Annotated in this window: 33 protein-coding genes; 13 read left to right on the top strand and 20 right to left on the bottom strand. The window is 38.4% G+C overall.

The genetic code is table 11. The features are described from left to right. Nucleotides 1–261: 261 nt before the first annotated feature. Complete coding sequence (locus ABVF21_RS11565) at nt 262–405, top strand: sporulation histidine kinase inhibitor Sda (protein WP_303530527.1); 144 nt, start codon at nt 262–264, stop codon at nt 403–405. Nucleotides 406–447: 42 nt separating this feature from the next. Here ABVF21_RS11565 and ABVF21_RS11560 read toward each other — a convergent pair whose 3' ends face one another. Further along, nucleotides 448–912: a hypothetical protein gene (locus ABVF21_RS11560; protein ID WP_303530525.1), complete on the bottom strand. Its 465-nt coding sequence runs from the start codon at nt 910–912 to the stop codon at nt 448–450. A 178-nt stretch (nt 913–1090) separates the two neighbouring features. On the opposite strand from ABVF21_RS11560, the gene ABVF21_RS11555 reads away from it, so the two are divergent. Genes ABVF21_RS11555 through mnhG form a run of 6 tightly spaced genes read left to right on the top strand, consistent with a single transcriptional unit; the run spans nt 1091 to nt 6351 of the window. Beyond that, nucleotides 1091–3433 carry a Na+/H+ antiporter subunit A gene (locus tag ABVF21_RS11555; RefSeq protein WP_303530524.1) on the top strand — a complete coding sequence of 781 codons (2343 nt, stop codon included), beginning with the start codon at nt 1091–1093 and terminating at the stop codon, nt 3431–3433. Further along, the gene (locus tag ABVF21_RS11550; protein WP_194219477.1) at nt 3433–3771 is read left to right on the top strand and encodes a Na(+)/H(+) antiporter subunit C; all 339 of its coding nucleotides are present in this window, start codon (nt 3433–3435) and stop codon (nt 3769–3771) included. The genes ABVF21_RS11555 and ABVF21_RS11550 overlap by 1 nt, the downstream gene beginning before the upstream one ends. Then, a complete protein-coding gene (locus ABVF21_RS11545; RefSeq protein ID WP_303530521.1) occupies nt 3764–5245 on the top strand; it encodes a Na+/H+ antiporter subunit D in 1482 nt (493 codons plus the stop codon). The genes ABVF21_RS11550 and ABVF21_RS11545 overlap by 8 nt, the downstream gene beginning before the upstream one ends. A gap of 5 nt (nt 5246–5250) precedes the next feature. After that, the gene (locus ABVF21_RS11540; RefSeq protein WP_194219475.1) at nt 5251–5727 is read left to right on the top strand and encodes a Na+/H+ antiporter subunit E; all 477 of its coding nucleotides are present in this window, start codon (nt 5251–5253) and stop codon (nt 5725–5727) included. Beyond that, on the top strand, nt 5724–6014 hold the full coding sequence (locus tag ABVF21_RS11535; RefSeq protein ID WP_194219474.1) for a Na(+)/H(+) antiporter subunit F1: 291 nt from the start codon (nt 5724–5726) through the stop codon (nt 6012–6014). Before ABVF21_RS11540 ends, ABVF21_RS11535 begins: the two co-directional genes overlap by 4 nt. Further along, nucleotides 5986–6351: a monovalent cation/H(+) antiporter subunit G gene (gene mnhG / locus ABVF21_RS11530; protein ID WP_194219473.1), complete on the top strand. Its 366-nt coding sequence runs from the start codon at nt 5986–5988 to the stop codon at nt 6349–6351. Before ABVF21_RS11535 ends, mnhG begins: the two co-directional genes overlap by 29 nt. A 67-nt stretch (nt 6352–6418) precedes the next feature. Here mnhG and ABVF21_RS11525 read toward each other — a convergent pair whose 3' ends face one another. Then, on the bottom strand, nt 6419–6586 hold the full coding sequence (locus ABVF21_RS11525; protein ID WP_194219472.1) for a hypothetical protein: 168 nt from the start codon (nt 6584–6586) through the stop codon (nt 6419–6421). Between the two features lie 187 nt (nt 6587–6773). On the opposite strand from ABVF21_RS11525, the gene yfkAB reads away from it, so the two are divergent. Then, nucleotides 6774–7892, top strand: a complete 1119-nt coding sequence (yfkAB, locus tag ABVF21_RS11520) for a radical SAM/CxCxxxxC motif protein YfkAB (RefSeq protein ID WP_303530518.1) — start codon at nt 6774–6776, stop codon at nt 7890–7892. Between the two features lie 113 nt (nt 7893–8005). After that, entirely contained in the window at nt 8006–8749 is a 744-nt protein-coding gene (locus ABVF21_RS11515) for a GDSL-type esterase/lipase family protein (protein ID WP_303530517.1), read from the top strand. Nucleotides 8750–9241: 492 nt separating this feature from the next. On the opposite strand, the gene sigK is transcribed toward ABVF21_RS11515, so the two are convergent. The 3 genes from sigK to ABVF21_RS11500 all read right to left on the bottom strand — a co-directional run bounded on the left by sigK (nt 9242) and on the right by ABVF21_RS11500 (nt 10730). Continuing rightward, a complete protein-coding gene (gene sigK / locus ABVF21_RS11510; protein WP_194219469.1) occupies nt 9242–9955 on the bottom strand; it encodes an RNA polymerase sporulation sigma factor SigK in 714 nt (237 codons plus the stop codon). Between the two features lie 122 nt (nt 9956–10077). Next, nucleotides 10078–10236 carry a hypothetical protein gene (locus ABVF21_RS11505; protein ID WP_303531793.1) on the bottom strand — a complete coding sequence of 53 codons (159 nt, stop codon included), beginning with the start codon at nt 10234–10236 and terminating at the stop codon, nt 10078–10080. 53 nt (nt 10237–10289) lie between these two features. After that, the gene (locus ABVF21_RS11500) at nt 10290–10730 is read right to left on the bottom strand and encodes an Rrf2 family transcriptional regulator (RefSeq protein WP_371018228.1); all 441 of its coding nucleotides are present in this window, start codon (nt 10728–10730) and stop codon (nt 10290–10292) included. Nucleotides 10731–10927: 197 nt separating this feature from the next. Between ABVF21_RS11500 and hmpA the strand changes: the two genes are divergently transcribed. Next, the gene (hmpA, locus tag ABVF21_RS11495) at nt 10928–12142 is read left to right on the top strand and encodes an NO-inducible flavohemoprotein (RefSeq protein WP_303531796.1); all 1215 of its coding nucleotides are present in this window, start codon (nt 10928–10930) and stop codon (nt 12140–12142) included. A 42-nt stretch (nt 12143–12184) separates the two neighbouring features. Here the strand turns inward: hmpA and ABVF21_RS11490 are convergent, their stop codons facing one another. From ABVF21_RS11490 to ABVF21_RS11465, 6 genes are all read right to left on the bottom strand, one after another. Next, a complete protein-coding gene (locus ABVF21_RS11490) occupies nt 12185–12631 on the bottom strand; it encodes a hypothetical protein (RefSeq protein ID WP_303531799.1) in 447 nt (148 codons plus the stop codon). Between the two features lie 107 nt (nt 12632–12738). After that, nucleotides 12739–13170 carry a hypothetical protein gene (locus tag ABVF21_RS11485; protein WP_303531802.1) on the bottom strand — a complete coding sequence of 144 codons (432 nt, stop codon included), beginning with the start codon at nt 13168–13170 and terminating at the stop codon, nt 12739–12741. A 92-nt stretch (nt 13171–13262) separates the two neighbouring features. Next, nucleotides 13263–14084 (bottom strand): ammonia-dependent NAD(+) synthetase, encoded by an 822-nt coding sequence (gene nadE, locus ABVF21_RS11480; protein ID WP_194219463.1) that lies wholly within the window; start codon nt 14082–14084, stop codon nt 13263–13265. A 196-nt stretch (nt 14085–14280) separates the two neighbouring features. After that, nucleotides 14281–14424, bottom strand: coding sequence for a YrzI family small protein (locus ABVF21_RS11475; protein ID WP_194219462.1), 144 nt, complete (start codon nt 14422–14424; stop codon nt 14281–14283). A 121-nt stretch (nt 14425–14545) separates the two neighbouring features. Next, nucleotides 14546–14680 (bottom strand): hypothetical protein, encoded by a 135-nt coding sequence (locus ABVF21_RS11470; RefSeq protein WP_276511805.1) that lies wholly within the window; start codon nt 14678–14680, stop codon nt 14546–14548. A gap of 27 nt (nt 14681–14707) precedes the next feature. Next, nucleotides 14708–14854 carry a hypothetical protein gene (locus tag ABVF21_RS11465; RefSeq protein ID WP_194219461.1) on the bottom strand — a complete coding sequence of 49 codons (147 nt, stop codon included), beginning with the start codon at nt 14852–14854 and terminating at the stop codon, nt 14708–14710. Between the two features lie 504 nt (nt 14855–15358). On the opposite strand from ABVF21_RS11465, the gene ABVF21_RS11460 reads away from it, so the two are divergent. Next, on the top strand, nt 15359–16900 hold the full coding sequence (locus ABVF21_RS11460; RefSeq protein ID WP_303531809.1) for a hypothetical protein: 1542 nt from the start codon (nt 15359–15361) through the stop codon (nt 16898–16900). After that, nucleotides 16897–17586, top strand: coding sequence for an OmpA/MotB family protein (locus tag ABVF21_RS11455; RefSeq protein ID WP_194219459.1), 690 nt, complete (start codon nt 16897–16899; stop codon nt 17584–17586). The genes ABVF21_RS11460 and ABVF21_RS11455 overlap by 4 nt, the downstream gene beginning before the upstream one ends. Before the next feature lie 71 nt (nt 17587–17657). Here ABVF21_RS11455 and ABVF21_RS11450 read toward each other — a convergent pair whose 3' ends face one another. The 6 genes from ABVF21_RS11450 to ABVF21_RS11425 form a co-directional block, all read right to left on the bottom strand. Then, on the bottom strand, nt 17658–17888 hold the full coding sequence (locus ABVF21_RS11450) for a YrhC family protein (protein WP_303531811.1): 231 nt from the start codon (nt 17886–17888) through the stop codon (nt 17658–17660). A 115-nt stretch (nt 17889–18003) separates the two neighbouring features. Next, nucleotides 18004–19137 carry a bifunctional cystathionine gamma-lyase/homocysteine desulfhydrase gene (locus ABVF21_RS11445; RefSeq protein WP_194219457.1) on the bottom strand — a complete coding sequence of 378 codons (1134 nt, stop codon included), beginning with the start codon at nt 19135–19137 and terminating at the stop codon, nt 18004–18006. Nucleotides 19138–19140: 3 nt separating this feature from the next. Then, a complete protein-coding gene (locus ABVF21_RS11440) occupies nt 19141–20064 on the bottom strand; it encodes a PLP-dependent cysteine synthase family protein (RefSeq protein WP_194219456.1) in 924 nt (307 codons plus the stop codon). Nucleotides 20065–20079: 15 nt separating this feature from the next. After that, entirely contained in the window at nt 20080–20547 is a 468-nt protein-coding gene (locus ABVF21_RS11435) for an S-ribosylhomocysteine lyase (RefSeq protein ID WP_194219455.1), read from the bottom strand. Beyond that, nucleotides 20540–21244, bottom strand: coding sequence for a 5'-methylthioadenosine/S-adenosylhomocysteine nucleosidase (gene mtnN, locus ABVF21_RS11430; RefSeq protein ID WP_194219454.1), 705 nt, complete (start codon nt 21242–21244; stop codon nt 20540–20542). Before mtnN ends, ABVF21_RS11435 begins: the two co-directional genes overlap by 8 nt. Nucleotides 21245–21263: 19 nt before the next feature. Continuing rightward, nucleotides 21264–21902 (bottom strand): class I SAM-dependent DNA methyltransferase, encoded by a 639-nt coding sequence (locus tag ABVF21_RS11425; protein ID WP_194219453.1) that lies wholly within the window; start codon nt 21900–21902, stop codon nt 21264–21266. Between the two features lie 161 nt (nt 21903–22063). On the opposite strand from ABVF21_RS11425, the gene ABVF21_RS11420 reads away from it, so the two are divergent. Next, on the top strand, nt 22064–22270 hold the full coding sequence (locus ABVF21_RS11420; RefSeq protein WP_194219452.1) for a YrzA family protein: 207 nt from the start codon (nt 22064–22066) through the stop codon (nt 22268–22270). A 31-nt stretch (nt 22271–22301) separates the two neighbouring features. Here ABVF21_RS11420 and ABVF21_RS11415 read toward each other — a convergent pair whose 3' ends face one another. The 3 genes from ABVF21_RS11415 to greA form a co-directional block, all read right to left on the bottom strand. Next, nucleotides 22302–22982 (bottom strand): DUF1510 family protein, encoded by a 681-nt coding sequence (locus ABVF21_RS11415; RefSeq protein WP_303531822.1) that lies wholly within the window; start codon nt 22980–22982, stop codon nt 22302–22304. Nucleotides 22983–23062: 80 nt separating this feature from the next. Further along, on the bottom strand, nt 23063–24790 hold the full coding sequence (locus ABVF21_RS11410; RefSeq protein WP_371018227.1) for a peptidoglycan D,D-transpeptidase FtsI family protein: 1728 nt from the start codon (nt 24788–24790) through the stop codon (nt 23063–23065). A gap of 148 nt (nt 24791–24938) precedes the next feature. Then, nucleotides 24939–25415 carry a transcription elongation factor GreA gene (gene greA / locus ABVF21_RS11405; protein WP_303531827.1) on the bottom strand — a complete coding sequence of 159 codons (477 nt, stop codon included), beginning with the start codon at nt 25413–25415 and terminating at the stop codon, nt 24939–24941. Nucleotides 25416–25447 lie beyond the last annotated feature (32 nt).

Below are 25447 nucleotides of genomic sequence, written 5' to 3'. Positions count from 1 at the left end.
AATAATAAAATCAAAATTTTTCGACACATTATGTCATTCACAAAATATGTGGATAACATTATTAACATATACAAACCATTAAATCATTGTGAATGACTAAGATATAAACATGATACCCACAAATTATCCACTCTTTACTGTGGATAACGGAACGGTTGTTCTCCGTATGTTTACGTGGTAAGCTTACTGCAAATAAAAGATCCACATACACAATATGCGGACTAGACGGAGAATAGAACCTTATTCAGGAGGTGCTTAATCATGGAAAAGTTATCAGATGACTTATTGATTGAATCCTTTTATAAGGCAAAAGAATTAAAGCTAAGTAGTGACTTTATTGGTCTTATTCAACGTGAGATCAAAAGGCGCAGACTTGATAAGCAAGTTCCTCTTATCGGGATTTAAACATTGCCAACCTTGATCGTATCCAGGGTTGGCCTTTTTGTTTTATTCGATTTCAAAGTAGTTCCCCCATGAAGAAGTCCACTCTTCGCTTGTTACTTCATCAGTCGTCTTCATTTTCTTCGCTTTTCGAAAGTGATCAGGTTCTGATAAAAAGACAACCGCCAATCCTTCTGCTTGAAACCATTCCTTGTACTCTGTAAGTAATGGCTCAATATCTTGTCTTGTATATGCAAAAGGTTTCAACGCCACAACCGTTTGGTCATTACGGGATAAAATAATGACATCATTTATAGCAGACTCGTTTTTTATTTTTTTTCGAATAGCTTCCAATGAACTTAACGGTTTATTATCTTGCATTATTGCTGCTCCGATGGGAGCCATTTCTATCGAGCGAAAATATTCTCTTGGACCAAATGGAGATTGATCTTCGCTTTTATATATCGTTTGACACGCCGTTAACAATATAAGGATAGGGATAGGAATAAGAATAGAAATGGATTTTATCACGTGAATCCTCCTTTCGCAAATAGAATCGGCGATGTTTGGAAAACTTATACGGGAAAGTTGCTTTTTTAAACAGGAAAAGTTGATAAACGTGTCGGTTTTTGATTACAATTGAGGTATCGCAATATGAGTTCATTTGAACTTTTATCATATTGAGCATTAGTGGGGAGGTTTTTGTAGAATGCTTCATGCAGCTGTCTTGCTACCTTTTCTGGCAGCGTTTTTCATCCCGTTACTTTATCGGGGCGTGAAACAAGTCCATTTAGGATGGTTTGTTCTTTTAGTTCCGATAGTGTTGTTTGGGTATTTTCTTACGTTTATAAAAGAAGTTACGCAGGGTGTACATACACTTAAAACGTTTGAGTGGATTCCGTCACTCGGAGTGAACGTTACATTCTATATTGATGGTCTTGGCCTGTTTTTCGCGCTTTTGATCACTGGAATTGGATCACTCGTTGTTCTCTATTCCATTTATTATTTAAGTAAAGCCGAAAAGCTTGGCCATTTTTATGTCTATCTCCTATTGTTTATGGGAGCCATGCTCGGGGTTGTGTTGTCGGATAATTTATTTGTTCTCTACACATTCTGGGAATTAACGAGCATTTCATCATTCCTGCTAATTGGATACTGGTACCAACGAGAGAAATCAACATCTGGTGCCCTTAAATCAATGATGATTACTGTTTTTGGCGGTCTAGCCATGCTCGGTGGTTTTCTACTCATGGCAGATATCACAGGAACGGCAAGTATTAGGGAGATTATTGAAAACGGAGAGATGATTGTTACGTCTTCCCTTTTCCCATTCATCTTAGTACTCGTACTACTGGGGGCTTTTACGAAATCAGCTCAGTTTCCATTTCATACATGGTTACCTGACGCAATGGAAGCACCAACACCAGTCAGCGCCTTCCTACACTCAGCTACTATGGTTAAAGCTGGTATCTACCTTGTTGCGAGGTTAAGCCTCATCTTCGCAGGTACTGATCTCTTTTTCTTGATTGTTAGTGGATTTGGATTGCTCACGCTATGCTGGGGATCCTATATGGCGGTTAGACAAACAGACCTTAAAGCTATCCTCGCCTATTCGACGATAAGTCAACTAGGTATGATCATGGCTATGTTAGGTTTTGGTACTGAGGTGGCTATTCTTGCAGCTGTATTCCACATTTTGAACCACGCTACGTTCAAAGGGAGTCTCTTTATGGTCGCAGGTATTATTGATCATGAGACAGGCACTCGAGATATTAGAAGACTCGGAGGCCTATTTACGTTCATGCCAATCACTGCAACCTTAGCATTCTTTGGCACATTCTCAATGGCAGGATTCCCGTTACCTTTTCTAAACGGTTTCCTGAGTAAAGAAATGTTCTTTGAATCGTCCCTGCATTTTGAAAATGCATCTACAATTGTTGAAGCAGTTTCACCTTATTTCCCTTATTTAGCAGTTGGCGGAAGTATCTTCACTTTTGTTTATTCCATTATGCTTTTCTTCCGAACATTTACCGGTAAGCAAAGGGATAAATTACCTAAAGAACCACACGAAGCACCGATTGGTATGCTTATCTCGCCAATCATTCTTGTACTTCTTGTGATCGTCATTGCTTTTGTTCCGAACGTTTTTGGGCATTCTCTTCTTTCACCAATGGTGGATTCCATAGCCGGTTCAGCTGGTGAAACGCATATTAAATTCTGGCACGGATTAGGGCCTGCTCTTTACATGAGTTTAGCTGTACTTTTGCTAGGAACGGCTTTCTATCTGACCCGTACAAAATGGGAACGTATATACACTATTTTACCTGGTAAACTTTCTGCAGCTAAAGCCTATGATGGTATTATAAACGGCATCATAAATGGATCTAAGAAATTAACGAATGGTTATATGACTGGATCTCTCAGGCATTACATGATATATATCCTAATCTTCTTCATAGCTCTTGTCTCCATCACCATAAGTGTTACTGGAGGCTTCGAAATGTCATTTGATGACCTGGCCCCGATTGCTATTCCTGAGTTACTTATAGCGATTGTGATGGCCGGCGCTGCTTTTGGAACGATTTTTATGAAGAATCGTATTGCCGCTATTCTAGTACTTGGAATCGTAGGGTATGGATTATCCCTATTATTCGTCTTCTTCCGAGCACCAGACTTAGCGCTCACTCAGCTTATTGTAGAAACCGTTACGGTCGCACTATTTCTTCTATGTTTTTATCACTTGCCTAATTTTGATAAACAGAAGGAATCTAAAAGAACAAACGCCGTTAACTGGGTCATCTCTATATCTGTAGGGGTTCTTGTAACTATGATAGGAATCGCTTCACACAGTACGAAATTGTTTGAACCAATTTCAGAGTACTTTCTTAAAAACTCTTATAAATTGGGCGGAGGAGACAACGTTGTTAACGTTATTCTTGTTGACTTCCGTGGACTGGATACGATGCTTGAAATCCTTGTACTTGGACTTGCTGCGCTCGGCATCTTCACAATGATTAAATTGCGTCCGAGTAAGAAGGAGGGAAATGATTAATGGAAATTATCATGTCTGTACTTGCAGGTCTGCTTTTTACAGCAGGTGTCTACATGATGCTGCAAAAACAAATTCTTAAAATCATTATCGGTACGGCACTGTTGTCTCATGGAGCACACCTCTTTATTATTACGATGGGAAAGTTAAATCGTGGAAAACCTCCTATCCTTGCAGAAGGCGTAACAAGTTATGTTGATCCGTTGCCACAGGCACTTATATTAACTTCCATCGTTATTAGTTTCGGTGTGACATCGTTTCTTCTTGTGCTAGCGTATCGGACATATCAAACGAACGGTACTGATAATATGGAGAAGTTAAGGGGTAACGAAAATGAGTAATCTAGCTATACTACCAATTTTATTACCGTTATTAACTGGAATCATTCTTGTATTCCTCAATAAACGGTTGCCACTTGTACGATTGATTACACGCATTATGGTGCTTGTCAATCTCTCAGTTGTATCTGTCATCGCATTTAATGTGATTCAAAACGGCACGATCGTATTAAAAGCCGGGGATTGGACAGTGCCTTATGGCATTGTTCTTGTCGCCGATCCGCTTGCTATGTTGTTAGTCGTCACTGCGAATATCATTGCGGTTGCATGTGCTTTTTATGCTTTTAATTCGCTTGATGAACAACGCGAACGTTTTTACTTTTATCCGCTTTTTCAACTTCTCATTGCGGGTGTTAGTGGTGCGTTTCTAACAGGAGACCTGTTTAACTTATTCGTCTTCTTCGAAGTTCTGCTTATTGCTTCATACGGATTAATCGTTCTTGGTGGGACCAAAGAACAATTCAGAGAGTCCTTTAAATACATCATTATCAATCTATTTTCATCTATGCTGTTTGTTACAACGATCGCCTTTCTATATGCAGTAGTTGGGACAGTCAATATGGCTCAGTTAGCTGAACGGATCGGTGAAGTTCAACAGGATGGTGTGTTAACGACCATTGGCATTTTGTTATTGATCGTTTTTGCAACGAAAGGAGCGCTTTTCCCATTATATTTCTGGCTCCCTAAGTCTTATACAGTTCCACCAACTGTTATTTCAGCATTATTTGGAGCGTTACTTACAAAAGTTGGGGTATATTCTATACTAAGAGTTTTCTCTCTGATCTTCGTCTATAACCTTACAGTTACGCATCAAATTTTGCTTGTACTGGCAGGATTCACGCTTGTTTTCGGTGTGATTGGGGCCCTTTCGACGAATAATGTGCAATTGATTATTGCCTATAATATCATTCCAGCAGTTGGTTATATGATTCTTGGTATTGGCACGTTCTCAGCAACTGCTCTAGCAGGCACAATTTATTATTTGCTTCATGATATGATTATCAAAGCTGCACTCTTCTTCCTTGTTGGTGCTATGGTGGCTTACGCAGGCACATCAGATTTAAGAAAGATGGGTGGCATCATTAAAAATCAACCTGTCCTTGGATGGCTCTTTTTCATTGCAGCATTAGCGCTTGCTGGATTACCGCCATTTAGTGGATTTATCGGTAAACTCCTTATTTTAAGAGGTGCTTTTGAGGAAGGACATTATGTACTAGCGATTATAGGATTAGTGACCAGTCTTTTAATTCTTCTTTCAGTTATCCGCATCTTTATTAATGGATTCTGGGGAGAGGCAAAGCAGGAATATGTTTCAACAGTTAACTCTACTAAAGGTAAAATAATGCCTGCTGCTTTCTTACTCATTTTCACGATATTTCTTGGATTAGGTGCAGAATTTATATATCCTACGGTTCAAACAATTGCGGATCAAATGATTGATCCATCAAATTATATTGATTCGGTTATGAAGGAGTAGATGGCATGCCAATACAAATTATCATAAACCTGATTATTGCCGTTCTCTGGATGTTTCTTTTTGAAAGTTACTCTTTTAGTACGTTCTTTGTAGGCTATTTATTTGGAATCGGATTACTTCTATTAATGGAGCGTTTCATTCCAGACCGCTTTTACTTTTATCGTCTTTGGGCGATTCTTAAGTTATTGTTTTTGTTTATTAAAGAGCTGATTATGGCTAATGTTCAGGTTGTTAAGCTCGTATATAGTCCCAAACTTAAAATGGAACCAGGTATTATCGCTGTACCCATTGATGTTCGAACAAACTGGGAAATTACGATGCTCGCAAATCTCATTACATTAACACCAGGGACACTAACGGTTTCAGTCGCTCCAGATAACATGCACATTTATATCCATGCTATGGACGCACCTGATGCAGATGAGGTTATTAAAGAAATTAAAGGCACATTTGAGAAAGCAATTATGGAGGTGACGAGATGACTTCTCTTTTATCTACTGTATCAACCATTTGTATCGTCATCATCGCAATCTCTACCCTATTTTTACTATATCGAGCAATAAAAGGACCTTCTAATCCCGACCGTGCTGTTGCACTGGATACAATCGGCATTAACCTTATGGCAATAGCGGGTATTCTAGCAATCAAACTGGAAACAGCGTATTTCAATGATATTATTCTTCTTATTGGAATTCTCGCTTTTATAGGCACAGTAGCTATTGCTAAATTTCTGGAAAAGGGTGTTATCATTGAAAGAAGTCGTGATTAGCATTTTTATGATCATTGGCACGTTTTTCCTTTTTTCTGGAGCGCTTGGAATTTTTCGACTTCCTGACGTTTACACTCGTCTACATGCTGCTTCAAAAAGCGCTACTCTAGGAGTAGCTGGAATCCTTATTGCCGCTTTCCTTTATTTTATCTTTGAAGAACAAATGGTAAGTGGTAAGCTCATTCTCGGTATTATTTTCATTTTGATGACAGCTCCAGTTTCTGGACATATGATTTCTAGAGCTGCTTATCAAAAAGGTGTTCCGCTCTGGGATAAAACTACGAGAGATGATCTTGATAAAGCACAAAACCAAAAAGCAAGTACGAAAAAGGGTTAACCCCTTTCGTACTTGCTTTTTTATGTGTTAATAGTGTTCATGAAATTATTGTTATAGATTTATTAAATTACTTATAGCTTCCATAATGATTAGCGTAGTAATAGTATCCTCCGCCAATAACAAGTAGTAAAACTAGTAGAACAACAATTAAGGCAAAATATCCTCCGCCATAGCCTGGATATGGGTATGGGTAAGGCGGATAAGGATAACCACAACCGGGATAACCGTAACTCATGCTCCCCCTCCTTCTCTCCTTCAAACCATCTGTTGGTAGATATTACAGTCTATGATAGGTTGATCAAAGATGTATGGACATTGGCGGAGTTTTCTAAATTCATTACTACATCTGTTCATCCTTCATCTTATGTTCTACAATTATAGAAGGGTGTAAACCTTGAACTAACACTAAGGGGTCGATTTAAATGATAACACCAATGAAAACAATAACGCCTAGCTATGACCCATGGGAAGCTTATATGGATGTTGAAGAATATGGAAATATGATTCTTTCCAACATAGAACTGACAACGACTACTTTATGTAATATGAGATGTGAACATTGTGCAGTTGGTTATACATTGCAACCCAAGGATCCTGATCCACTCCCACTAGAGCTTATTACTCGTAGTCTTGATCAAGTAGAAAAACTTAGGGCGTTAAGTATTACGGGTGGTGAACCAATGCTTTCCATGAAATCGGTTAAGCAATATGTAGCTCCACTTCTTAAATACGCTCATGAACGCGGAGCGAGAACACAAATCAATTCAAATTTAACGCTTGATCGTAAGCGATATGATCTGATCATACCCTATCTTGATGTTTTACATATTTCACATAATTATGGAAGCATAGACGATTTTACTGACATTGGATTCGCTGTTATGGAGAGGAAGCCATCTCTCAAACAGCGAGAAGCTTATTTCCATCGTATGGTTGAGAATGCAAAAGATTTAACATCTAAAGGTGTCATCGTATCAGCGGAGACAATGATTAATCGTAGAACTCTTCCAAATATCGTGAGCATTCATCAACAAATAGCAGACATGGGGTGCCAGCGTCATGAAGTGCATCCGATGTATCCTTCGGACTTCGCTTCAGGTCTTGATATTGCCTCTTTGGATGAAATTCGAGAAGGAATTCACCGCTTATTAGATAATCGAGATCCAGATGTTTGGCTCTTATTCGGTACCCTTCCATTTTACCCATGCAGTTCCAATCAAGAAGACCTTAGACTTCTCGAAAGATTATATTCAGAACCTAATGTCACTGTTAGAAATGACCCAGATGGACGTTCTAGATTAAATATGAATATTTTCGATGGCGATATTATCGTAACTGATTTTGGAGATACGCCACCACTTGGAAATATTAAAGATACTAATCTAAATGATGCTTACGAAAAATGGCAAAAAAGTAAAATGGCTCAAAGCATAAGTTGTCATTGCCCTGCAGTAAAGTGTCTAGGACCTAACCTTCTTGTAAAGGATGCTTACTATCAGGATGTTGATTTCTTACAAAAAAAGACAAATATCACGCTATAACCTCCAATTTTGGGGGTTTTTTTACTCATTTTTAAAGTAAAAACCATTTTCAGCTTTCGCATTAACATAGATAGGGTATAATACCTATCGTAATCTATAGGAGTGTGATAGTTGTGAAGAAAAAATCATGGATTCTGATTCTAGTTGCGGGATCTCTTGTTATTTTGCTGGCATTGGCTGAGAACCAAACAGATTTTCTAAGAACCAATGCAAATGAAATGCCCGAGAACGATTCAGAATCAAAGAAGAAAAACATTACGTATTATACTAAATATTATCAGACTAAAAAGAGCATTTATGACTCTTATAAACATGAGGAAAGTGAAACCATTTTCCTTGGTGATAGTTTGACTGATTATTATGAGTGGGGGGAAGCTCTTAGTGACCATGAAGTATTAAATCGCGGTATTGCTGGCGATACGACTACAGGAGTTTTAAACAGGATTGAAGAAGTCGTAAAAGCTAAGCCAGACCGGATTTATTTGTTAATTGGTATAAACGATATGATTGCTGGCCAATCAGTAAACAAAATTGAAACCAATTATAAGCAAATTCTAGATACGCTCAAAACACAATCACCTAACACCAAAGTTTATGTGCAAAGTTTATTTCCGGTGAACACAGCATTAACTGGTCATCCACTAAATAATTCAATCATTAAGGATTTAAATAAACGTCTAGAAGATCTTTCAAATCTGTATGATTATCAATTTATTGATATTTATCCAGAGCTAGTAGAGTTTGGTCAGTTAAATAAAGATTTCACATTTGATGGGCTTCATCTTAATGGAGAAGGATATAAAATATGGACACGAAAAGTTCTCTCAACATATAACACTAATGCAGAGGAGAAATAATAAACTCTTCAATGCGTTATTGCTTTTTTGCTGTTGTGTGTTAAACTAAAAGAGACCAACCTTAAAATGCTTCGGAGGAAAACCTCCGGAGTCCTTTTTTTGCTATTTTTAGCTTTTAATTCATTAATGAGTCCTTGCTCCTGGCAGACTGACATGGTTAGTCAACAAAGAGTAGTTCAGTTTTAAACATTCAAACTCTCTTTCTTAAATGACAAAATCCAATTGTTTCTTCTACATTTACAACATAAGTTGTTACCACTCATTCAGAAATCTGATTTTCTTTTGATAAATAGACTATTTCGACCGACTGATGATGAGTTAAATACCCTTTTAATTTTTGATACTTCATATACCCCCTCATTCAGATTGTTTGTTCCGATCGTATTACGAACAAACTGCCAATAATTCTCACGAGAAGAGAGAAGTTATTTTTCCTATTAGCGTTATGACCAATTGATGAAACAAACATAAAAAACCTGCCAGTTGGCAGGTTTAGGCTCCACTCTCTCTTTCTTTTCGATTACGATAGAATTCATGAAACAGTTTCATTAGTGCTCGCTTTTCAATTCTAGATACGTAACTTCGTGAGATCCCAAGCTGTCGGGCTATTTCTCGCTGTGTTAATTCCTTCTCAAGATTCAGACCAAATCGCCCAACAATAACTTCCTTTTCTCTGTCATCTAAAATATGAATGTACTCATATATCTTCTTTTTCTCCATGTTTAACTGAATTAATTCAACAATATCTTCCGTTTCTGCTTTTAAGACATCGATTAGAGAAATTTCGTTCCCTTCCTTATCTTGACCTATCGGGTCATGAAGAGATACGTCTTTTTTCGTTTTCTTCAAAGCGCGGAGATGCATCAGAATTTCGTTCTCAATGCATCTTGCAGCATAGGTTGCTAGCTTAGTACCCTTGTCAGTAGAGTAGCTTTCAATTGCTTTAATTAATCCGATTGTCCCTATCGAAATGAGATCTTCAGGGTCTTCACCTGTATTTTCAAACTTCTTCACAATATGAGCGACAAGACGGAGGTTATGCTCGATCAGACGATTTCGTGCATCTTCATCACCTTTTGCCATCAGTTCTAAATACTTTCTTTCGTCCTTTCTTGAGAGAGGCTGAGGAAAAGCATTGTTCTTCACAAACGAGACAAAGAAAAGAACTTCCTTACATACGTAAGCAAGTGCTGCCAGTAATGACACATACTCACCTCCCAAAGATGGGCTTTTACTATATCTTATGTTTATGTGAATGCCTACCCCTACGTGTCTGTCCTTATGGAATTCTAATTAAAAAATAAGACGCCCCTGACTGGAACGTCTTATCAACCGTTATGATCTCTCTTCTTTTCTCTTGCCCACTTCTCAGACATAACTTCTTCCCTTAAATACCGATGATGGGTGGAGTAACGTCCATACTTCAAACGTATAACTGTTAGGATAGCAACGATTCCGCCAAGACCTGTCAGCTCTAACCATTCCATACCTGCCACTCTCCTCTAATGACAGTATATTCATACATAATTAGATTGCTACGCTATAGATTAGTGTTGAATAGTTTAACGAGCATCTCATCGTTTATAATTAAATCAGACAGCTGATAACCATCAAGAACTTCAAAATAAGCTGATAAGGCATCATGTAGGACATGTTTTAATCGACAAGCAGGACTAATCACACAGCTATTATTTTGCTTATCAAAGCACTCCACTAAATTGAAGTCTTCTTCAGTGCTTCTTACAACTTTTCCTACATTAATATCTTCTGGGAGATGAGCGAGTCGCAATCCACCATTTCGCCCTCTAATCGTTTCGATATATCCATTTTTCCCAAGCTCATGTGCTACTTTCATGAGATGATTTTTTGAAATTTGATAGGCATTAGCGATTTCTTGTATGCTAGCTAACTTATTCTCTTTCATACTACCAAGATAAATCAGCATTCTTAACGAGTAATCCGTGTAATTAGTTAAACGCATGTTCCTTCAACCTCTTTTCGCTCCATTGTTCATAAGTTTATTTTATCATACCTCCTAAAACATAGTGTTCTACAATGCTTTCTATAAGATGTGAACGTTTCTTTAAAGATGTATATTTTATATTGCTTTTCAAATAACAATTCGATACCATAAAGATGTATTAAAAATACACCTTTAAAATTATGGAGGTTTTATCTATGTTATCATCTAAAACCATTACTACAATTAAATCAACAGTACCTGTCCTCGAAGTTCACGGTACTGAAATTACAAAGCGTTTTTATGAAATGCTATTTGAGAACCATCCTGAACTATTAAATATTTTTAACCACGCTAATCAAAAACAAGGAAGACAACAACAAGCTCTTGCAAATGCAGTTTATGCGGCTGCCAAACATATTGATCAATTAGAAACTATTCTTCCTGTTGTTAAACAAGTTGCTCATAAACACCGTAGCCTTGGTGTTAAACCAGAACATTACCCAATTGTAGGAGAATATTTACTTAAGGCAATTAAAGAAGTTCTTAAAGAAGCTGCAACAGAAGAAATCTTACTTGCATGGGAAGAGGCCTATGGCGTCATAGCTAGCGTCTTCATCGAGGTGGAAGAAGAGATGTATGAAGATGCAGCAAAACAACAGGGTGGCTGGGACCTTGAACGTACTTTTGTTGTCGATAGGAAACAGAAAGAAAGTGATGTAATTACCTCTTTCTATTTAAAACCAGCTGATGGGAATCCAATTGCTTCATTTAAACCTGGACAATATATTAGTGTCAAAGTTCACATTCCAGGAGATCAATTCACTCATATTCGTCAGTACAGTTTATCTGACGTTCCTGGTAAACCTTACTATCGTATATCTGTGAAAAAAGAAAAAAATCCTTCAAAACCTGACGGAATCGTTTCCAACTATTTACACGACAATATTAAAGAAAATGATGAGTTAAGCTTAACCGCTCCTGCAGGTGACTTTTATTTGGAGAAAGATCAATCTCCAATCGTTCTTTTAAGTGGTGGGGTAGGTATAACACCTATGCTAAGTATGCTGAAGGTCAGCGCAGATCAAAATAGAAAAACGACTTTTGTTCATGCAGCACTTAATGGAAATGTCCATGCTTTTGACGAGGAACTTAAGACTCTCAATCATCCATCTATGGACTATTTCGTATGTTATGAATCCCCTACGAAAGAGGATTCTATGAAAAACAGTTATCAAAAAGAAGGATTTGTAACGAGCGAATGGTTAAAAGAAATTCTTCCATTAGAACACAATACGCATTATTATTTCTGTGGACCACTTCCATTTATGAAGGCTGTTAAAGAAGCATTAACAAAGCTCGGAGTCGATGAAGATAAAATGCATTTTGAGTTTTTCGGTCCAGCCGTCGCTCTAGAACCATCAATGGCATAACCGAACTTCTAAACATTAAAGAAGCGCCAAATAGGCGCTTCTTTAAATTGTTATAATAACCGTGTGATTTCGTTCCTTTATGAAAGAACTAATTTCATCCCAGTCCTTTTCAAATGGAATATAAGGGGCAAAGATAGGCTTTTGAGTATTTTCGTTAATAATAGCAATAACTGGGGAACCGTTTATTTTTCCAAACATAACTTCTTTAACGGACGAAAAAGCTACACTTCGACAGCTAAATCCTAGTAACTTGTGTTCGATCCTATATTCTGTTAGTTCGATTCGCTGTGTTCGAATGCAGAAACTAAGAAAGGTACAAAACAAGACATAAATGAGCCCAATTAGCATGAAACTTCGCCAGCGTTCAAATGTTAAATCTTCTTTTAACCACAACAATAGGGTGCCAAAGCAAACGACAATACTATACACAAGCATCATAAAAAATTCGACTGCTTTCACTTTCGGGTAATACGTTTTGATTACCTTCATAAACGTCACACCTTTACGTTAAATGGATGTGAAGCACGTTTTTCACTTATTTTAACAAGGTGTTTATCATCTGTATATGTTTTCAGAAAATTACATATTATAAAATTTTACTTATAAAGCTTCATAGAGTGTTCTTTTAGAAGCGCTAGAATGTCCTTGAATTGTGGAACAAGATTGTAAGCATAGTTCCAGGCATTATTTTCAATTAGGACGGATACTTGCTTCTTCATTTCTAAACACTCAGTATGTGCCCTCTTACTAGCTAAAATAGGAAGGTTAGAGTCTGCGGCATGACCAAGTTCATGAGCCAAAATCACAGTGAAAAAATCAAGAAATTGTTCCTCTGATCCAATTAACTTAACACACTGCGTTCGTACCTCTTCTACATAAATTGTGACTTGATTCGTTTCTAATGAATATTTTCCTCCTATTAGTCTTCGCTCAGGAAAATAGTCTTTTAATTGAATTTGCACATCTAAACCTGAATCTCTGAGAAGCTTGTGACTAATGTCTTGAAGGTAATTTAGATTATCGCTCATGTCCCCAAACCCTTTCACCTTGATAGCGCCATCTCCTGTTTTATTTATTCATACGCAAAAAAAAGAGACCTTATTCAGGTCTCTTTCTCATCTTACTTCCACCAGCTATCGAATATTGTTGCGGCCATGTTTCGCTTATGCTTTGTTTTAATGAAATGATTCTCAATTGTCTTAGAAGCCTCTTCAGGAACTTCTTTTCCTTCAAGGTAATCATCGATATGCTTATAACTTACTCCTAGCGCTTCTTCATCAGGAAGTGCTGGGCGATCATCTTCTAAATCAGCTGTCGGCACTTTCTCCACAAGATGGTCTGGCATACCGATTTCTTCAAGAATCGCTCTACCTTGACGTTTATTCAAACCAAAAAGAGGCGTGATATCGCATGCCCCATCGCCATGCTTCGTATAGAAGCCCGTCACAGCTTCTGCTGCGTGATCTGTTCCAATAACAAGCTTCTTCTCATCGCCTGCAATGTTATACTGAGCAATCATTCGCTCTCTAGCTTTGTTATTGCCTTTTGTAAAATCAGTAAGGCTATTTCCTGTGGCTTCAAGATATGTTGAGACTGAAGCATCAACGGCAGGTTTAATATTAATCGTAACCGTTTGATCAGGCTTAATGAACTTGAGTGCGGCCTGAGCGTCATCTTCATCACTTTGCTCTCCGTATGGTAATCGCACAGCAATAAAACTTGCATCAGTTCCTTCTTCACGAAGTTCCTCAACTGCAATTTGTGCAAGACGCCCTGCAAGTGAAGAATCCTGTCCACCTGATATTCCAAGAACAAATCCAGTTGTTCCACTTTTCTTGAGATAATCTTGTAAAAATCCAACGCGCTTTTTGACTTCTTCTTTTACATCAATTGAAGGTTGTACACCAAGCTCTTCAATAATTTCTTTTTGCATTTCTCTCATTATTGTCACTCCTTTTAAATACCACATCTCTTATTTTTATATAATTTTCTCTACTAATCAATACCCCTTTGCCTACTTTTAAAAACAGATTCAGCTATATGTACACTACTATTTTGACTCGCATCTTACCTTTTCATACAAAATAGCGATGCATTCAAGAAAATAGTCATAAGGCAGGGAGCGCCTGCCTTATGACTTATTGATGGATATAGAAACTTTGTTTGTATTGGTTTGAATCAATCAGTTCTTGCCTTCTCTTATGGTCTAATTCCTGATCAAGCGTATGCCGATTACGTTTGATCGAAAAAGTGATTGTAACAAACAATAAATGTAAAGTCATTCCACTTCACTCCTTTCCAGATAGATTACTTCAGGTTAACCCTTTCTCTACTGCGATCCATTTTTGAATGGCTAATTTCTTCTGATCGATAATCATCATTCTCTTCCTTTCCGTTTTGGTATTAATGCATCCAGATTGGTTTTTCACTTCTTACATTCATTTGTCTTTTCACTCGCAAATAATGTTGTTCCTCAGCTAAAGTTCGTTCATGAACGCGAAGACGAATTGTGACAAAAACTAAATGTATCGTTAACATGATCATTTCTCCTTACTGTCTTTTAAATTAGGATAACCACATCGAAGCTCGGTTTCGTTTCATTTCGGCTTCTGACATGCGTTGATGAATGGAGCGCTGATGTAGTTCCGTAGATAAACTACGATGAAAAGCACCCTTCACTTTTGTTATGATCATTAAATGGAATGGCAACATGTTAACGACCTCCTTTCTATTCAATTACTTCTGGGGACCCATTTTTTCCTTTTTAGTTGCTTTACGTTCAACACTTTTCCATTTACCATTTACATTCCTCCTCTCCATTTTTGGACACAAAAAACCGCAGGATATTAGCCTGCGGCAAAAAAAGCATAGAAAAGCCACAGGCATCGACCTGCGGCTTTTCAATCCGATATTAAAAAGGATTCCTCTTATCGAGGCACTGGTCGAACAGATTGTGCATATTCAGTTACAGTCGTTGCATCTGCTTTCATCATTTTCATCATTCTGTTCGACCTCCTTTTTTCATATTTGTTTACAAAGGTAAGTATATCCAAATCCACCATTTAAGTAAACCTTTTTTACTAAATTTCCTAAATATTTTATTTATATGAATATTTTCGACAATCTTCAACATTGACCTAAATCCCCTTATATTATAAGAAACCAAGAAAGTTCTGCTAAAGAGGACATACATATATACAAAGTGGAGGTGAACATATGCTGAACGTGACAACAATCGTCCTCTTTATCATTGGATTTCTTGCTGTGTTCGGGGTAACAGCTACGATTCAGATTAGTTTACAAATGAAAAAATGGCTCCGAGATATTGAGAATGCTGAGATACAAAATGATTCAACGACTCATACTGCACCATGGATTCAAAATGTTATGAAAGAATACAAGTCATACCATTTAGCAGGCGTATCTCAAGTCAATACACAAGCTCTTATTGAGAAACATTTCTATAAAGAATCCGTTCCTCTATTTGGCTTTGCTCGTGTTCCAGCAGGTGGAATGATGCGATTCATGCAGCAGCTACCCCCTACCTCCATTATCATAGGAATACTAGGAACTTTTATCGGACTTACACTCGCCATTTCATCGATGCAAGAAACGCTTATGTTTCTTTCACAGAAACCAGAAGATGCAAACCTCAATCTTGCTTCCGTGATTGAAGCGATCTCAAGTCCTTTTCAAGGAATGAGCGTTGCATTCATCACAAGCATAGCCGGGATTGGTAATGCTCTATTTTTAACACTTATCCAAAATGGTGTATTAACAAATGGGCGAACAACTGCTTATTATTTGGAGAAAATCATTTCGGATTGTGAGTCCCTTCTTGATCATAATCTAAATGCAAGCTTAACGCAGGAAAAACCTCACGATGAAATGGAACGCATTTTAGATCGCCTTGCAGGTAGGATTCAAGATAGTTTTCATGAAACACTTGGAGACTTTTCGACCAATATGGTCCACTTTACAGCTGGTCTTGAACAGGCGATGAAAGACGTTCAAGCTACATTAACAGCTCAACGTGAATATACCGAACAATTCTCAAGTAGTACCGAGACGTTGGAATCATTCGGCATAAAACTTAAAGACTCATTTACCCAACTTGACGGTGTTCAAGAAAAAGCAACGAACGGAATTATCGATCTTGGGAATCGATTAAAATCACTCGAAAGTCAACTTCAATCTTTATCTAAACACCATGAATCTGGTCAGCGTAAATTCGAGCAGCTTGTTCAACGATCGGATCAATTAATCAAGGAAACTCAAAAGAAAGCAGAAGAAACAGGTCAACATTACTTAAGAGGCTTAGATGAACAAATGCAGCGGTTCCAAGGCTCGCAGGAGGAGCTTGAGAGGCGCGTTCACCAAATGCAGGATGAATGGTATTACCGCTATCAAGATAAGCAAAATCAATATGGAAGAGCTTCTCAAGAATTCGCTGAATCAGTTTTACAGCTTGAAAAAGCCTGGTATAGCTCTCTCGATAAAATTAAGCGTGAAGCACTTGAGCCAATTATTCATCGAATGGAACGGGACCAGCGTGATCAACCTCTTCAGCATGAAATGAGAGCTCTATCAAACAGTCTTGATTCTCTTTACCAAGGTCTAGCTCGAGAGCTAAAAGATATTCAACACCAGCTCTCAGAATCACATCAACTACAGCTACGCTTGTACGAGGAGCAAATGCGTCGTCAATCTATGGCACAGCAGCATGTCCAATCAAGGATGATTGGTGACAATCGATGAAAAATCGAAAAAGGCGATTTCAAATACAGAGTGATGAAGAACATTATTGGCCTAGTTTTGCTGATATGATGGCGATGATCGTTCTTGTCATGCTCTTTATCGCGATCATCGCGTTCGTTCAAATGATCTATGATGCATATGACCAAACGGTTATGAAACAAGAGCTTGCCAAAGTAGCAGATGTCAAAAAGCATATTAGTGATTTAATTGAGGAACAGCTTGAAGAAAACGTTGGCAAAGATAAGATCGTTCGCGGACCAAATAATACGATTTCAGTCGAAGGAGATATTTTATTTGATACAGGAAGCGCCGAAATTAGCCCTCAGGGGAAAAAAGTTTTAAACGACCTGGCGGATGTTTTTGCTAATTTAATCGATGAAGAAGATATTAGTCAGTACCTCTATATCATCTTAATCGAAGGACATACTGATAAAGTTCCCTATGATAACTGGAAACTTTCAGCTGATCGCTCTGTCGCAGTTGTAAAGGAATTGATGAAAGCAAACCCTAAACTAGATACTCCAGAATATGCAAAATATTTAGCGGCAACGGGATATTCAGAATATAAACCAGTTATTGAAGAAGATACAAGTGATGCGTACGAGAAAAACAGAAGAATCTCTTTTCAAATTATTCTTGATGACGAGAAATGGCAGGGACGCCTTAAAGAAATCATGACTTATTAGGAAATACAAAAGCCGCTTCCAAAAAAGAAGCGGCTTTCATTAAAACATATGGATCATTCATCATATATCGTTTAATAGTTTATATCTTGCTCGTTTATTTTTTTTTGAATAGCGATAGCGCGAGAATAGAAGAAAATCGCAATCCCAACGAGTACAAACCCACCACCCGTTAAAATAAGGGCTGCACCATCCGTCTTCCCTTCAACTGGAAGAAAAGAACCAATATATAAGAAAACACTAAGACTAAGCAATACAAACGCAAAACGTTTATAATCTGTCATTTTGTCTTGAAGTTGCTTCATAGCGCTCACCTCTCCCGTCTCTTATTCTACCATAAGAAACGGGTCTACTAGAGATGTAACTCTTTCCAATCATTAAAGAGCCCTTATCCAAATATATCAGATAAGGGTTCTACTATTATCCTAATGCGTTTGAAAGGTCTTCAATTAAATCATCTGCATCCTCAAGTCCAACAGAAATACGTACAAGACCCTCTGTGATGCCGAGCTCATCTCGTCGATCTTTCGGAATAGAAGCGTGAGTCATGCGAGCAGGAACTGAAATTAAACTTTCCACCGCTCCTAAACTTTCAGCAAGAGTAAAATATTTCACTTTGCTTAACAGCTCATCTGCTTTATCAGCACTTCCGATATCAAAAGAGATCATACCACCAAAGCCACGAGACTGATTAACAGCGATATCATTACCTGGATGTGTACTTAGCCCAGGATAATATATTTTCTCGACTGATGGGTGATTACTAAGGAATTGGACAATTTTCGCTGTGTTTTTCTCATGCTCTTCCATCCGAACCCCAAGTGTTTTCAATCCTCTAATAAGCAGCCATGAATCCTGCGGTCCAAGAATGGCACCTGCCGAATTTTGAACAAAATGCACTTCTTCCGCCAGCTCTTTTGAATTAACAACAACAAGTCCAGCAACGACATCACTATGCCCGCCTAAATACTTTGTTGCTGAGTGAAGAACGATATCAGCACCATGGTCAATTGGATTTTGCCAATAAGGCGTATTAAACGTATTATCAACGATTGTTAGAAGATTGTGGTCTTTTGCCAATTTGGAGATGGCATTAATATCGGTCACCTTCAACAACGGATTCGTTGGTGTTTCAACGTAAATCGCTTTCGTATTATCCTGAATCGCAGCTTTAACAACAGCTAAATCAGTCGTATCGACAAAAGTTGATTCAATACCAAGACGGTTTAAAACCTTTGTCATTACACGGTAAGTTCCACCGTAAACGTCATCCGTCATAACAACATGATCTCCAGAATTAAACATCATCATAACAGAGGAAATGGCTGCCATTCCGGATCCAAATGCAAATCCTGCGACGCCATTTTCAAGGTCTTTAATCAGCTCTTCTAGTGCATGACGTGTTGGATTCCCTGTTCTGGAATATTCATAGCCGTTGAACTTTCCTACAGCTTCTTGTTTGTAAGTACTTACTTGATAGATCGGTACCGATACAGCTCCAGTTTGTGGATCACCGGTAATCCCACCATGAATAAGTTTTGTTTTTGGCTTCATTGGTTAAATGCCTCCTTGATAAATCTTCTTACTTAAGTATCGTTCACTACTATCTGGAAAAATCGTAGCGATATTTGTTCCGGGACGAGCGTGCTGTGCTTCGATAAGAGCCGCCTCGAGCGCTGCTCCAGAGGAACTTCCAACTAAAAGGCCCTCTTTTTCAGCGAGCTCTTTTACACGTTTGAAGGCTACTTCATCTGTTACGGTATGAATACTATCAAAGTAGGCTTCGTCCATATAATCAGGTAGAAACTCCATACCAATCCCCTCTGTTTTATGAGGACCAGATTCTCCACCATTTAAAATGGATCCCTCGGGTTCTACAATAACGGTTTTCACATTCGCCTTCTGCTCCCTCAAATAGCGAGCTGTACCCATAAATGTTCCACCAGTTCCAGCCCCAGCTACAAAAACATCAAGCTCACCGTCAAGCTGCTTCCACAACTCTGGACCAAGTGTTTTGTAGTAGGTTAGTGGGTTAGCAGGATTACCAAACTGACGAGGCATGTATGAATTAGGGATTTCCTCAATTAACTCTTCAGCTCGAGCTATTGCCCCTTTCATTCCAAGCTCAGTAGGGGTATTGACAATTTTCGCACCAAGCGCCCTCATTAAATCCTGTTTTTCCATACTGAATTTTTCTGGAACCACAAACATCACGGTGTACCCTCGATTAACCGCTGCAAGAGCAAGACCAATGCCTGTATTTCCAGCTGTAGGCTCAATAAATGTTCCGCCCGGGGCTATTCGATTATGATCAATCGCTTCCTGAAGTAGTTCCTGACCAAGACGATCTTTAATACTTCCCCCAGGATTATAAAACTCTAACTTTGCAAAAAGGCGAACGCCTCCTGGTAGATCAAAATGATGGAGCTCGATGACCGGAGTTCGGCCTACGAGCTCATGAATATTATGAAAGATTTCCATAGCGTGAAATCCTTTCTATTTGGCGAAGATAATGTGCCACTCATCACGATGTGTCAGCATTTCGTCTGCGATTTCTTTTGCTCCTTCTAAACTATGGTTAGCAGCCCAGCCGCATTGTACTTCGTTGCACGCTGGTACTTCTTGTGCATTTAGAACATCCTGCAATGTTTTCTCGAGTACTTCTAGAATCTCGTCGTAGTTTGAATGATTTAGAACCGCAAGATAAAACCCAGTCTGGCATCCCATCGGACCAATATCAACAACGTTCTCCATATGATTACGAATATTTTCTGCCATCAAGTGTTCGATTGAGTGTAGACCAGCCATTTCCATGTGCTCTTTATTTGGTTGTTTGAAACGAATATCATACTTATAAATCTCATCACCATTTGGTCCTTTTGTTACGCCTACTAGACGAACATATGGTGCTGCTACCTTTGTATGATCAAGATTAAAACTTTCTACATTCATTTTTTTAGCCATTCTTACTCAACTCCTCCACTAGATTTAAAATTAAGTTTGCTGAATTAATTGAAGCTGTCTCAAGAAATTGATCGAAAGAAATATTTGATTCTTTTCCTGCAATATCAGAAAGTGAGCGGATAATCACAAAAGGTGTACCGAACTGATAACAAACTTGTGCAATCGCTCCTGCTTCCATTTCTGCAGCGTCTAGGTTCGCAAGTTTTGACCTGACATAGTCAACTCTCTCCGCATCATCCATAAAGGAATCGCCAGTCGCGATCATTCCTTTTACTACCTGATGTTCCGTTACTTTCTCAGCACTTCGCTCAGCAGCTTCAACAAGCATGCTGTTCGGTTCATAAAGAGCCGGCATTTGAGGAACCTGGCCGTATTCGTAACCAAAAATGGTTGCATCTACATCATGGTAACGAACTTCTGAAGAAATCACGATGTCGCCTACTTTTAATTCAGGATTAAATCCACCCGCAGAGCCTGTATTGAGAATGTAGTCTGGTTTAAATAGTTGATTCATTAATGTTGTTCCGATGGCCGCATTCACTTTACCAATGCCTGATTTTAAGAGAACTACCTCCTGGCCATCTATGCTTCCTGTAGTGAACTCAGATCCTGCAATCACCTGTTCTTCTCTGTGATCGAGACGGTCACGTAAAATTCTAACTTCTTCTTCCATTGCTCCAATAATACCGATCTTCATGACGAACTCCTTTACTTGTTCAATTTTTGATGGCTTCCATCAACCAAACAAAATCGTTTAGTTGAGTAAAAGTTACGTCGAATCCATGCTTTCGAAATAATGTCTCCAACACTGAAATCGTCGTATAATATTCCGACTGTAAATCTTGTAGCAAATTGTAATATCCCTTTGCTTTCACTTTCTCATGCATCTTTACTCTAGCATTGTCATCCTTAAATGCTGTATCCGCAAATACAATTTTATCATTTTGAGCCAGTAGTTGGCTATATTTGTGAATGGCGATACTTTTTTCTTCGTCAGTGAGATGGTGAAATGCATAGGTACTCACGATTGTTTGTACAGGGTTAGTCGGAGTTGGAAAATCCATAAAATCACCATCATGAAGCGTGACATGAGGTAATCTTTCACTCGCCTTTTCTCTCATCGCTTTTGATGGCTCTATACCGGTTACCGACAAGCCTTTCTTAAGTAGAATAGAAGTTAAGTTCCCTGTTCCAACGCCAAATTCTAACACGTGGCCTGAGGAAGCTTGAGCAACTGCAGATAGAATGCCGTCGTATCCCTTAAAGACATCACGATACTCTTCATCTTGACCAGACACCGTTGTGTCATACGAGTCAGCCCAGCGCTCAAATAAATCAATAAACTCTCTTCCCATTGCTGTCACATCGCTTTCCTGTTTTTAATTCATAGTATTAAGGTATGAATAATATGCATTATGGTTCTAACTTATCATATTCTTTTTTGAATATCAATTTGTATGATTTAACAAAAATGTGTACACTGTTATGTGGATAGTATTTTAAGGAGGAGCAATAAATGAGTTTTTCCCTTGAACGGATAGATGATAAAGTAGAATTTTTCGAAGGATTTTCGCTTGAAGAAATCGAGAATAAAATTCAGACTCAGATCGATAACAACCGTGCACTGCTGCTTCAAGTTCATTCTGTTCAGCATCACGCTCTTACACATGAAAAAACAGGCAGACCTTATTACTCTGCTGTTGTTCATTTTAAAGCTAAATAAAAAAAGCAGGAGCATTTGCTCCTGCTTTTTGTTATTCTGGCTTAACACTAACCGGCTTCCAACCTTCTCCATCAACCCACTCAAGTTCGATGTAATAGACTTGATTTCCAGATCCTGCTTTACTAACACGTGCAAAGGACTTTTGTGGCCCACCATTACCACCTATTCTCCAGATCGTCATTTGATCTTCTGATAGACCCATAACAGATTCTGCAGCTTTTATTTTTTCATTCCAGTCATCAGTACCTTTGGTATAACTGGATTTATGTGGACCTGATTGCACTGTACCCACCGGCTCCCACGGCCCTTCTAGATTTGGTTCACCTGGCTCTTGATCAGCTTCTTCTTTGTCCTGATCTTCTTTATCTTCTTTCTCTTTATCGTTCTCTTCTTTTTCTTTCTCTTCGTCAGTACTTTCATCTTTTGAACTATCTTGATCAGCGTTACTGCCAGAATCTGAATCATTGGACTCTGAATCCTTCGAGTTGGCTTCATCAGAAGTAACGGCATCATCACTGCTCTCATTCGATTTTTCATCTGTACTGGTTTGTGCTGTTGGTTGTTCTTCACTTGCTGTTTGTTGAGAGTCGTTACCCGTAAACACAATGTTGGCAACAAGTACAAGTATCACTGCGAGAACAATTCCAATTAAACTATTTAATACGATATTTTGTTTTCTCTTTGAATGTCGGTCCCCATATCGTGATCTCAAACCCATCCACTCCTCTATTTAGCTGTTGCTCTTATTTTATCATCTCTAAATGATTCGTAGAAGGCTTGACTTTTGTTTCGTTATTCTCTCTCAAATTGTTGCAACAGCTTAACGATTGCAGCAAAAGCTTCATAAGTTTTATATTCTTTCTCCTTTCGTTCGAAATCAACAACAACCAAAGCATACTTTGGAGAATCATAAGGAAAGTAACCAGCGAACCACTGATGATCAAATGACAAATCTTCACCAAGTTCAGCAGTACCTGACTTACCAGCTACTTTTACTGGTAAATCAGCTAAATATGTGCGACCGGTTCCGCTTACGACTACTTCTCGAAGCGATTCTTGTAGTGACTTTACTACCTTATTCGAAAGTTTTCCGTTCAAGTTTCTTTCACTAAAACTAAGGAAAGTTGTGCCATTTTTATAAAGTATGTCACTAACGGCCCTCACCTGTTTTGCTTCTCCCTCTCTTCCAATTGTCGCCATCATATTGGCGATAGCCAGTGGACTTAACTTAACATTTAATTGCCCAATCGCTGTTTGGTCAATCGCCTTAATCACAACTTTATCTTTATCATCTTTAAAAAAGACCGGTTCCGACTCGTCGGGAAACTGTTTAAAATCTTCGTAATGATAGAGCATACCTTCCCAACCAACAGTTTTGCCAATCCCTAGTTTTTTTGCAGTATTTTCAATCACATCCGGATCAATTTTGATGAGCTCTTCAGCAAGTTCTGTGAAAGCGGCATTGCAGCTAGCTGCAAAGCTACTCTTTAGGTTCATGATTCCTAGGTCACGATTCCCAGGTCCATCTCGATATAAATTTAGATCACAGTTGAATGTGCGGGTATCTTTTATACCGTGCTCATAGGCAGCTGCTAGAATAATCGTTTTAAATACCGAACCTGGAAAATACCCTTTTACCATTTGATTAACTGCGCCTTCTCCAAGTGGATCATCCGATTCAAAGAGAGGACGACTCACCATTCCAATAAGATTGTTCGATTCGATATCAAGTAAAACGGCTCCACCATTTATAATACCTGCTTCATCTACCGCTTCCTCAAGACTGTGCTGAATCTCCATATCCAACGTTGTCTTCACTTGAAGGGGATAGAAAGAGTCTGTTGTTGAAAAAAGCTTCACATCAAGTCCGAGAAGAGGGTTTCCCTGACGATCTGCATGATAAAGGAGTGTGGTGTCTCCTTCAGATATTAAAAAGGGATCAAAAGCAGCCTGGAGTCCTGAAATACCTAATTTAGTGTGTTCATTAATTGTTCCTTCTGTCCATTTCTCAGGATATTTCGATTTGATTAGATCTGGATTTGGTCTTACGCTTCCAATAACATGAGCAGCTAACGGATTTTCGTTCAATGGTTTATTTACAGCGTAAACACCCGGAATACTTAATTCGTTTATTTGCCTCATCTGTTCAGATGTTAGTTTTTTTTCATAATTAAATGGTTGCTTTCGCTTATCAAAAGAGCGGTCGAGTTCATCAGGAGACGTCTTTATAATCTTTGCTACCTCTTCTTTCGGCCAGTCCCGATCTTTTAAAAACGGAAATAGAACCAAAGCTGGAGTGGTCTCACTCATCGGTAAACCATTTCGATCTAGCATCGTTCCCCTTCCTTCATCTAGTACATAAGATTGGGTACGCTGATCGATGCTAGCTTCAATTAAATTCACTCCATCCTTTGAATAAGATTCCGTTTCAACTAATTGTAGCTGAATCAAACGCCCAACTAGCAAGAACATTAAGCACATAAAGAGGAAACCAACTCCGGTCACCCTTCTCCTACTCATACCACTCACCTCTATATGAGTGTCGACCGATGTCCCCTATTTCAAACATAAGTAACCTGGGACTTGCTGTTGACTTATAACTTTAATTCAATTGATATTCCATAGAAAAAGACAGCCGGATTGGCTGTCTTTTTAAACATTGCATTTATTAGCTAACTTCTAGAATTTCAACGCGAATTTCCCCGCCTGGAGTTTGCACGTTAACCTTTTCTCCAATTTGACGGCCGAGAAGACTTCTTGCCATAGGTGAATCATTTGAAATTTTCCCTTCAAACGGATCAGCTTCAGCACTACCAACGATAATATATTCTTCTTCATCTCCATCTGGAATCTCAACAAATTTAACCCGCTTACCTATTGATACAACATTCGATGAGCTATTGTCTTCTTCAATAATTTCAGCATTACGAATCATATTTTCAACTGTTTGAATACGCGCCTCGACAAATGCCTGCTCATCTTTTGCAGCGTCATACTCAGAGTTCTCAGATAGATCTCCAAAACTACGAGCAATTTTAATTCGTTCTACTACTTCTTTTCTTTTCTCTGTTTTAAGGGAATCAAGTTCCTTTTCAAGCTTTTCTTTACCTTCTTGTGTCATGTAATACTTTTTATCCTCTGCCATTTCTTTCACTCCTTCATCAATTAAGGGCATCA

It is taken from the genome of Pseudalkalibacillus sp. JSM 102089 (genome assembly GCF_041366475.1).
GTDB classification, from domain to species: Bacteria; Bacillota; Bacilli; order Bacillales; family Guptibacillaceae; genus Guptibacillus; species Guptibacillus hwajinpoensis_B.
This window is presented reverse-complemented; position numbering and strand designations above follow the sequence as displayed.

Bases quoted from the DNA above. Each gene is read 5' to 3' on its own strand.
- ABVF21_RS11565 (WP_303530527.1), top strand. From the start codon at position 262: ATGGAAAAGTTATCAGATGACTTATTGATTGAATCCTTTTATAAGGCA.
- ABVF21_RS11555 (WP_303530524.1), top strand. From the start codon at position 1,091: ATGCTTCATGCAGCTGTCTTGCTACCTTTTCTGGCAGCGTTTTTCATC.
- ABVF21_RS11550 (WP_194219477.1), top strand. From the start codon at position 3,433: ATGGAAATTATCATGTCTGTACTTGCAGGTCTGCTTTTTACAGCAGGT.
- ABVF21_RS11545 (WP_303530521.1), top strand. From the start codon at position 3,764: ATGAGTAATCTAGCTATACTACCAATTTTATTACCGTTATTAACTGGA.
- ABVF21_RS11540 (WP_194219475.1), top strand. From the start codon at position 5,251: ATGCCAATACAAATTATCATAAACCTGATTATTGCCGTTCTCTGGATG.
- ABVF21_RS11535 (WP_194219474.1), top strand. From the start codon at position 5,724: ATGACTTCTCTTTTATCTACTGTATCAACCATTTGTATCGTCATCATC.
- ABVF21_RS11525 (WP_194219472.1), bottom strand. From the start codon at position 6,586: ATGAGTTACGGTTATCCCGGTTGTGGTTATCCTTATCCGCCTTACCCA.
- yfkAB (WP_303530518.1), top strand. From the start codon at position 6,774: ATGATAACACCAATGAAAACAATAACGCCTAGCTATGACCCATGGGAA.
- ABVF21_RS11505 (WP_303531793.1), bottom strand. From the start codon at position 10,236: ATGGAATGGTTAGAGCTGACAGGTCTTGGCGGAATCGTTGCTATCCTA.
- ABVF21_RS11500 (WP_371018228.1), bottom strand. From the start codon at position 10,730: ATGCGTTTAACTAATTACACGGATTACTCGTTAAGAATGCTGATTTAT.
- hmpA (WP_303531796.1), top strand. From the start codon at position 10,928: ATGTTATCATCTAAAACCATTACTACAATTAAATCAACAGTACCTGTC.
- ABVF21_RS11490 (WP_303531799.1), bottom strand. From the start codon at position 12,631: ATGAAGGTAATCAAAACGTATTACCCGAAAGTGAAAGCAGTCGAATTT.
- ABVF21_RS11485 (WP_303531802.1), bottom strand. From the start codon at position 13,170: ATGAGCGATAATCTAAATTACCTTCAAGACATTAGTCACAAGCTTCTC.
- nadE (WP_194219463.1), bottom strand. From the start codon at position 14,084: ATGAGAGAAATGCAAAAAGAAATTATTGAAGAGCTTGGTGTACAACCT.
- ABVF21_RS11475 (WP_194219462.1), bottom strand. From the start codon at position 14,424: ATGACTTTACATTTATTGTTTGTTACAATCACTTTTTCGATCAAACGT.
- ABVF21_RS11470 (WP_276511805.1), bottom strand. From the start codon at position 14,680: ATGTTAACGATACATTTAGTTTTTGTCACAATTCGTCTTCGCGTTCAT.
- ABVF21_RS11465 (WP_194219461.1), bottom strand. From the start codon at position 14,854: ATGTTGCCATTCCATTTAATGATCATAACAAAAGTGAAGGGTGCTTTT.
- ABVF21_RS11460 (WP_303531809.1), top strand. From the start codon at position 15,359: ATGCTGAACGTGACAACAATCGTCCTCTTTATCATTGGATTTCTTGCT.
- ABVF21_RS11455 (WP_194219459.1), top strand. From the start codon at position 16,897: ATGAAAAATCGAAAAAGGCGATTTCAAATACAGAGTGATGAAGAACAT.
- ABVF21_RS11450 (WP_303531811.1), bottom strand. From the start codon at position 17,888: ATGAAGCAACTTCAAGACAAAATGACAGATTATAAACGTTTTGCGTTT.
- ABVF21_RS11445 (WP_194219457.1), bottom strand. From the start codon at position 19,137: ATGAAGCCAAAAACAAAACTTATTCATGGTGGGATTACCGGTGATCCA.
- ABVF21_RS11440 (WP_194219456.1), bottom strand. From the start codon at position 20,064: ATGGAAATCTTTCATAATATTCATGAGCTCGTAGGCCGAACTCCGGTC.
- ABVF21_RS11435 (WP_194219455.1), bottom strand. From the start codon at position 20,547: ATGGCTAAAAAAATGAATGTAGAAAGTTTTAATCTTGATCATACAAAG.
- mtnN (WP_194219454.1), bottom strand. From the start codon at position 21,244: ATGAAGATCGGTATTATTGGAGCAATGGAAGAAGAAGTTAGAATTTTA.
- ABVF21_RS11425 (WP_194219453.1), bottom strand. From the start codon at position 21,902: ATGGGAAGAGAGTTTATTGATTTATTTGAGCGCTGGGCTGACTCGTAT.
- ABVF21_RS11420 (WP_194219452.1), top strand. From the start codon at position 22,064: ATGAGTTTTTCCCTTGAACGGATAGATGATAAAGTAGAATTTTTCGAA.
- ABVF21_RS11410 (WP_371018227.1), bottom strand. From the start codon at position 24,790: ATGAGTAGGAGAAGGGTGACCGGAGTTGGTTTCCTCTTTATGTGCTTA.
- greA (WP_303531827.1), bottom strand. From the start codon at position 25,415: ATGGCAGAGGATAAAAAGTATTACATGACACAAGAAGGTAAAGAAAAG.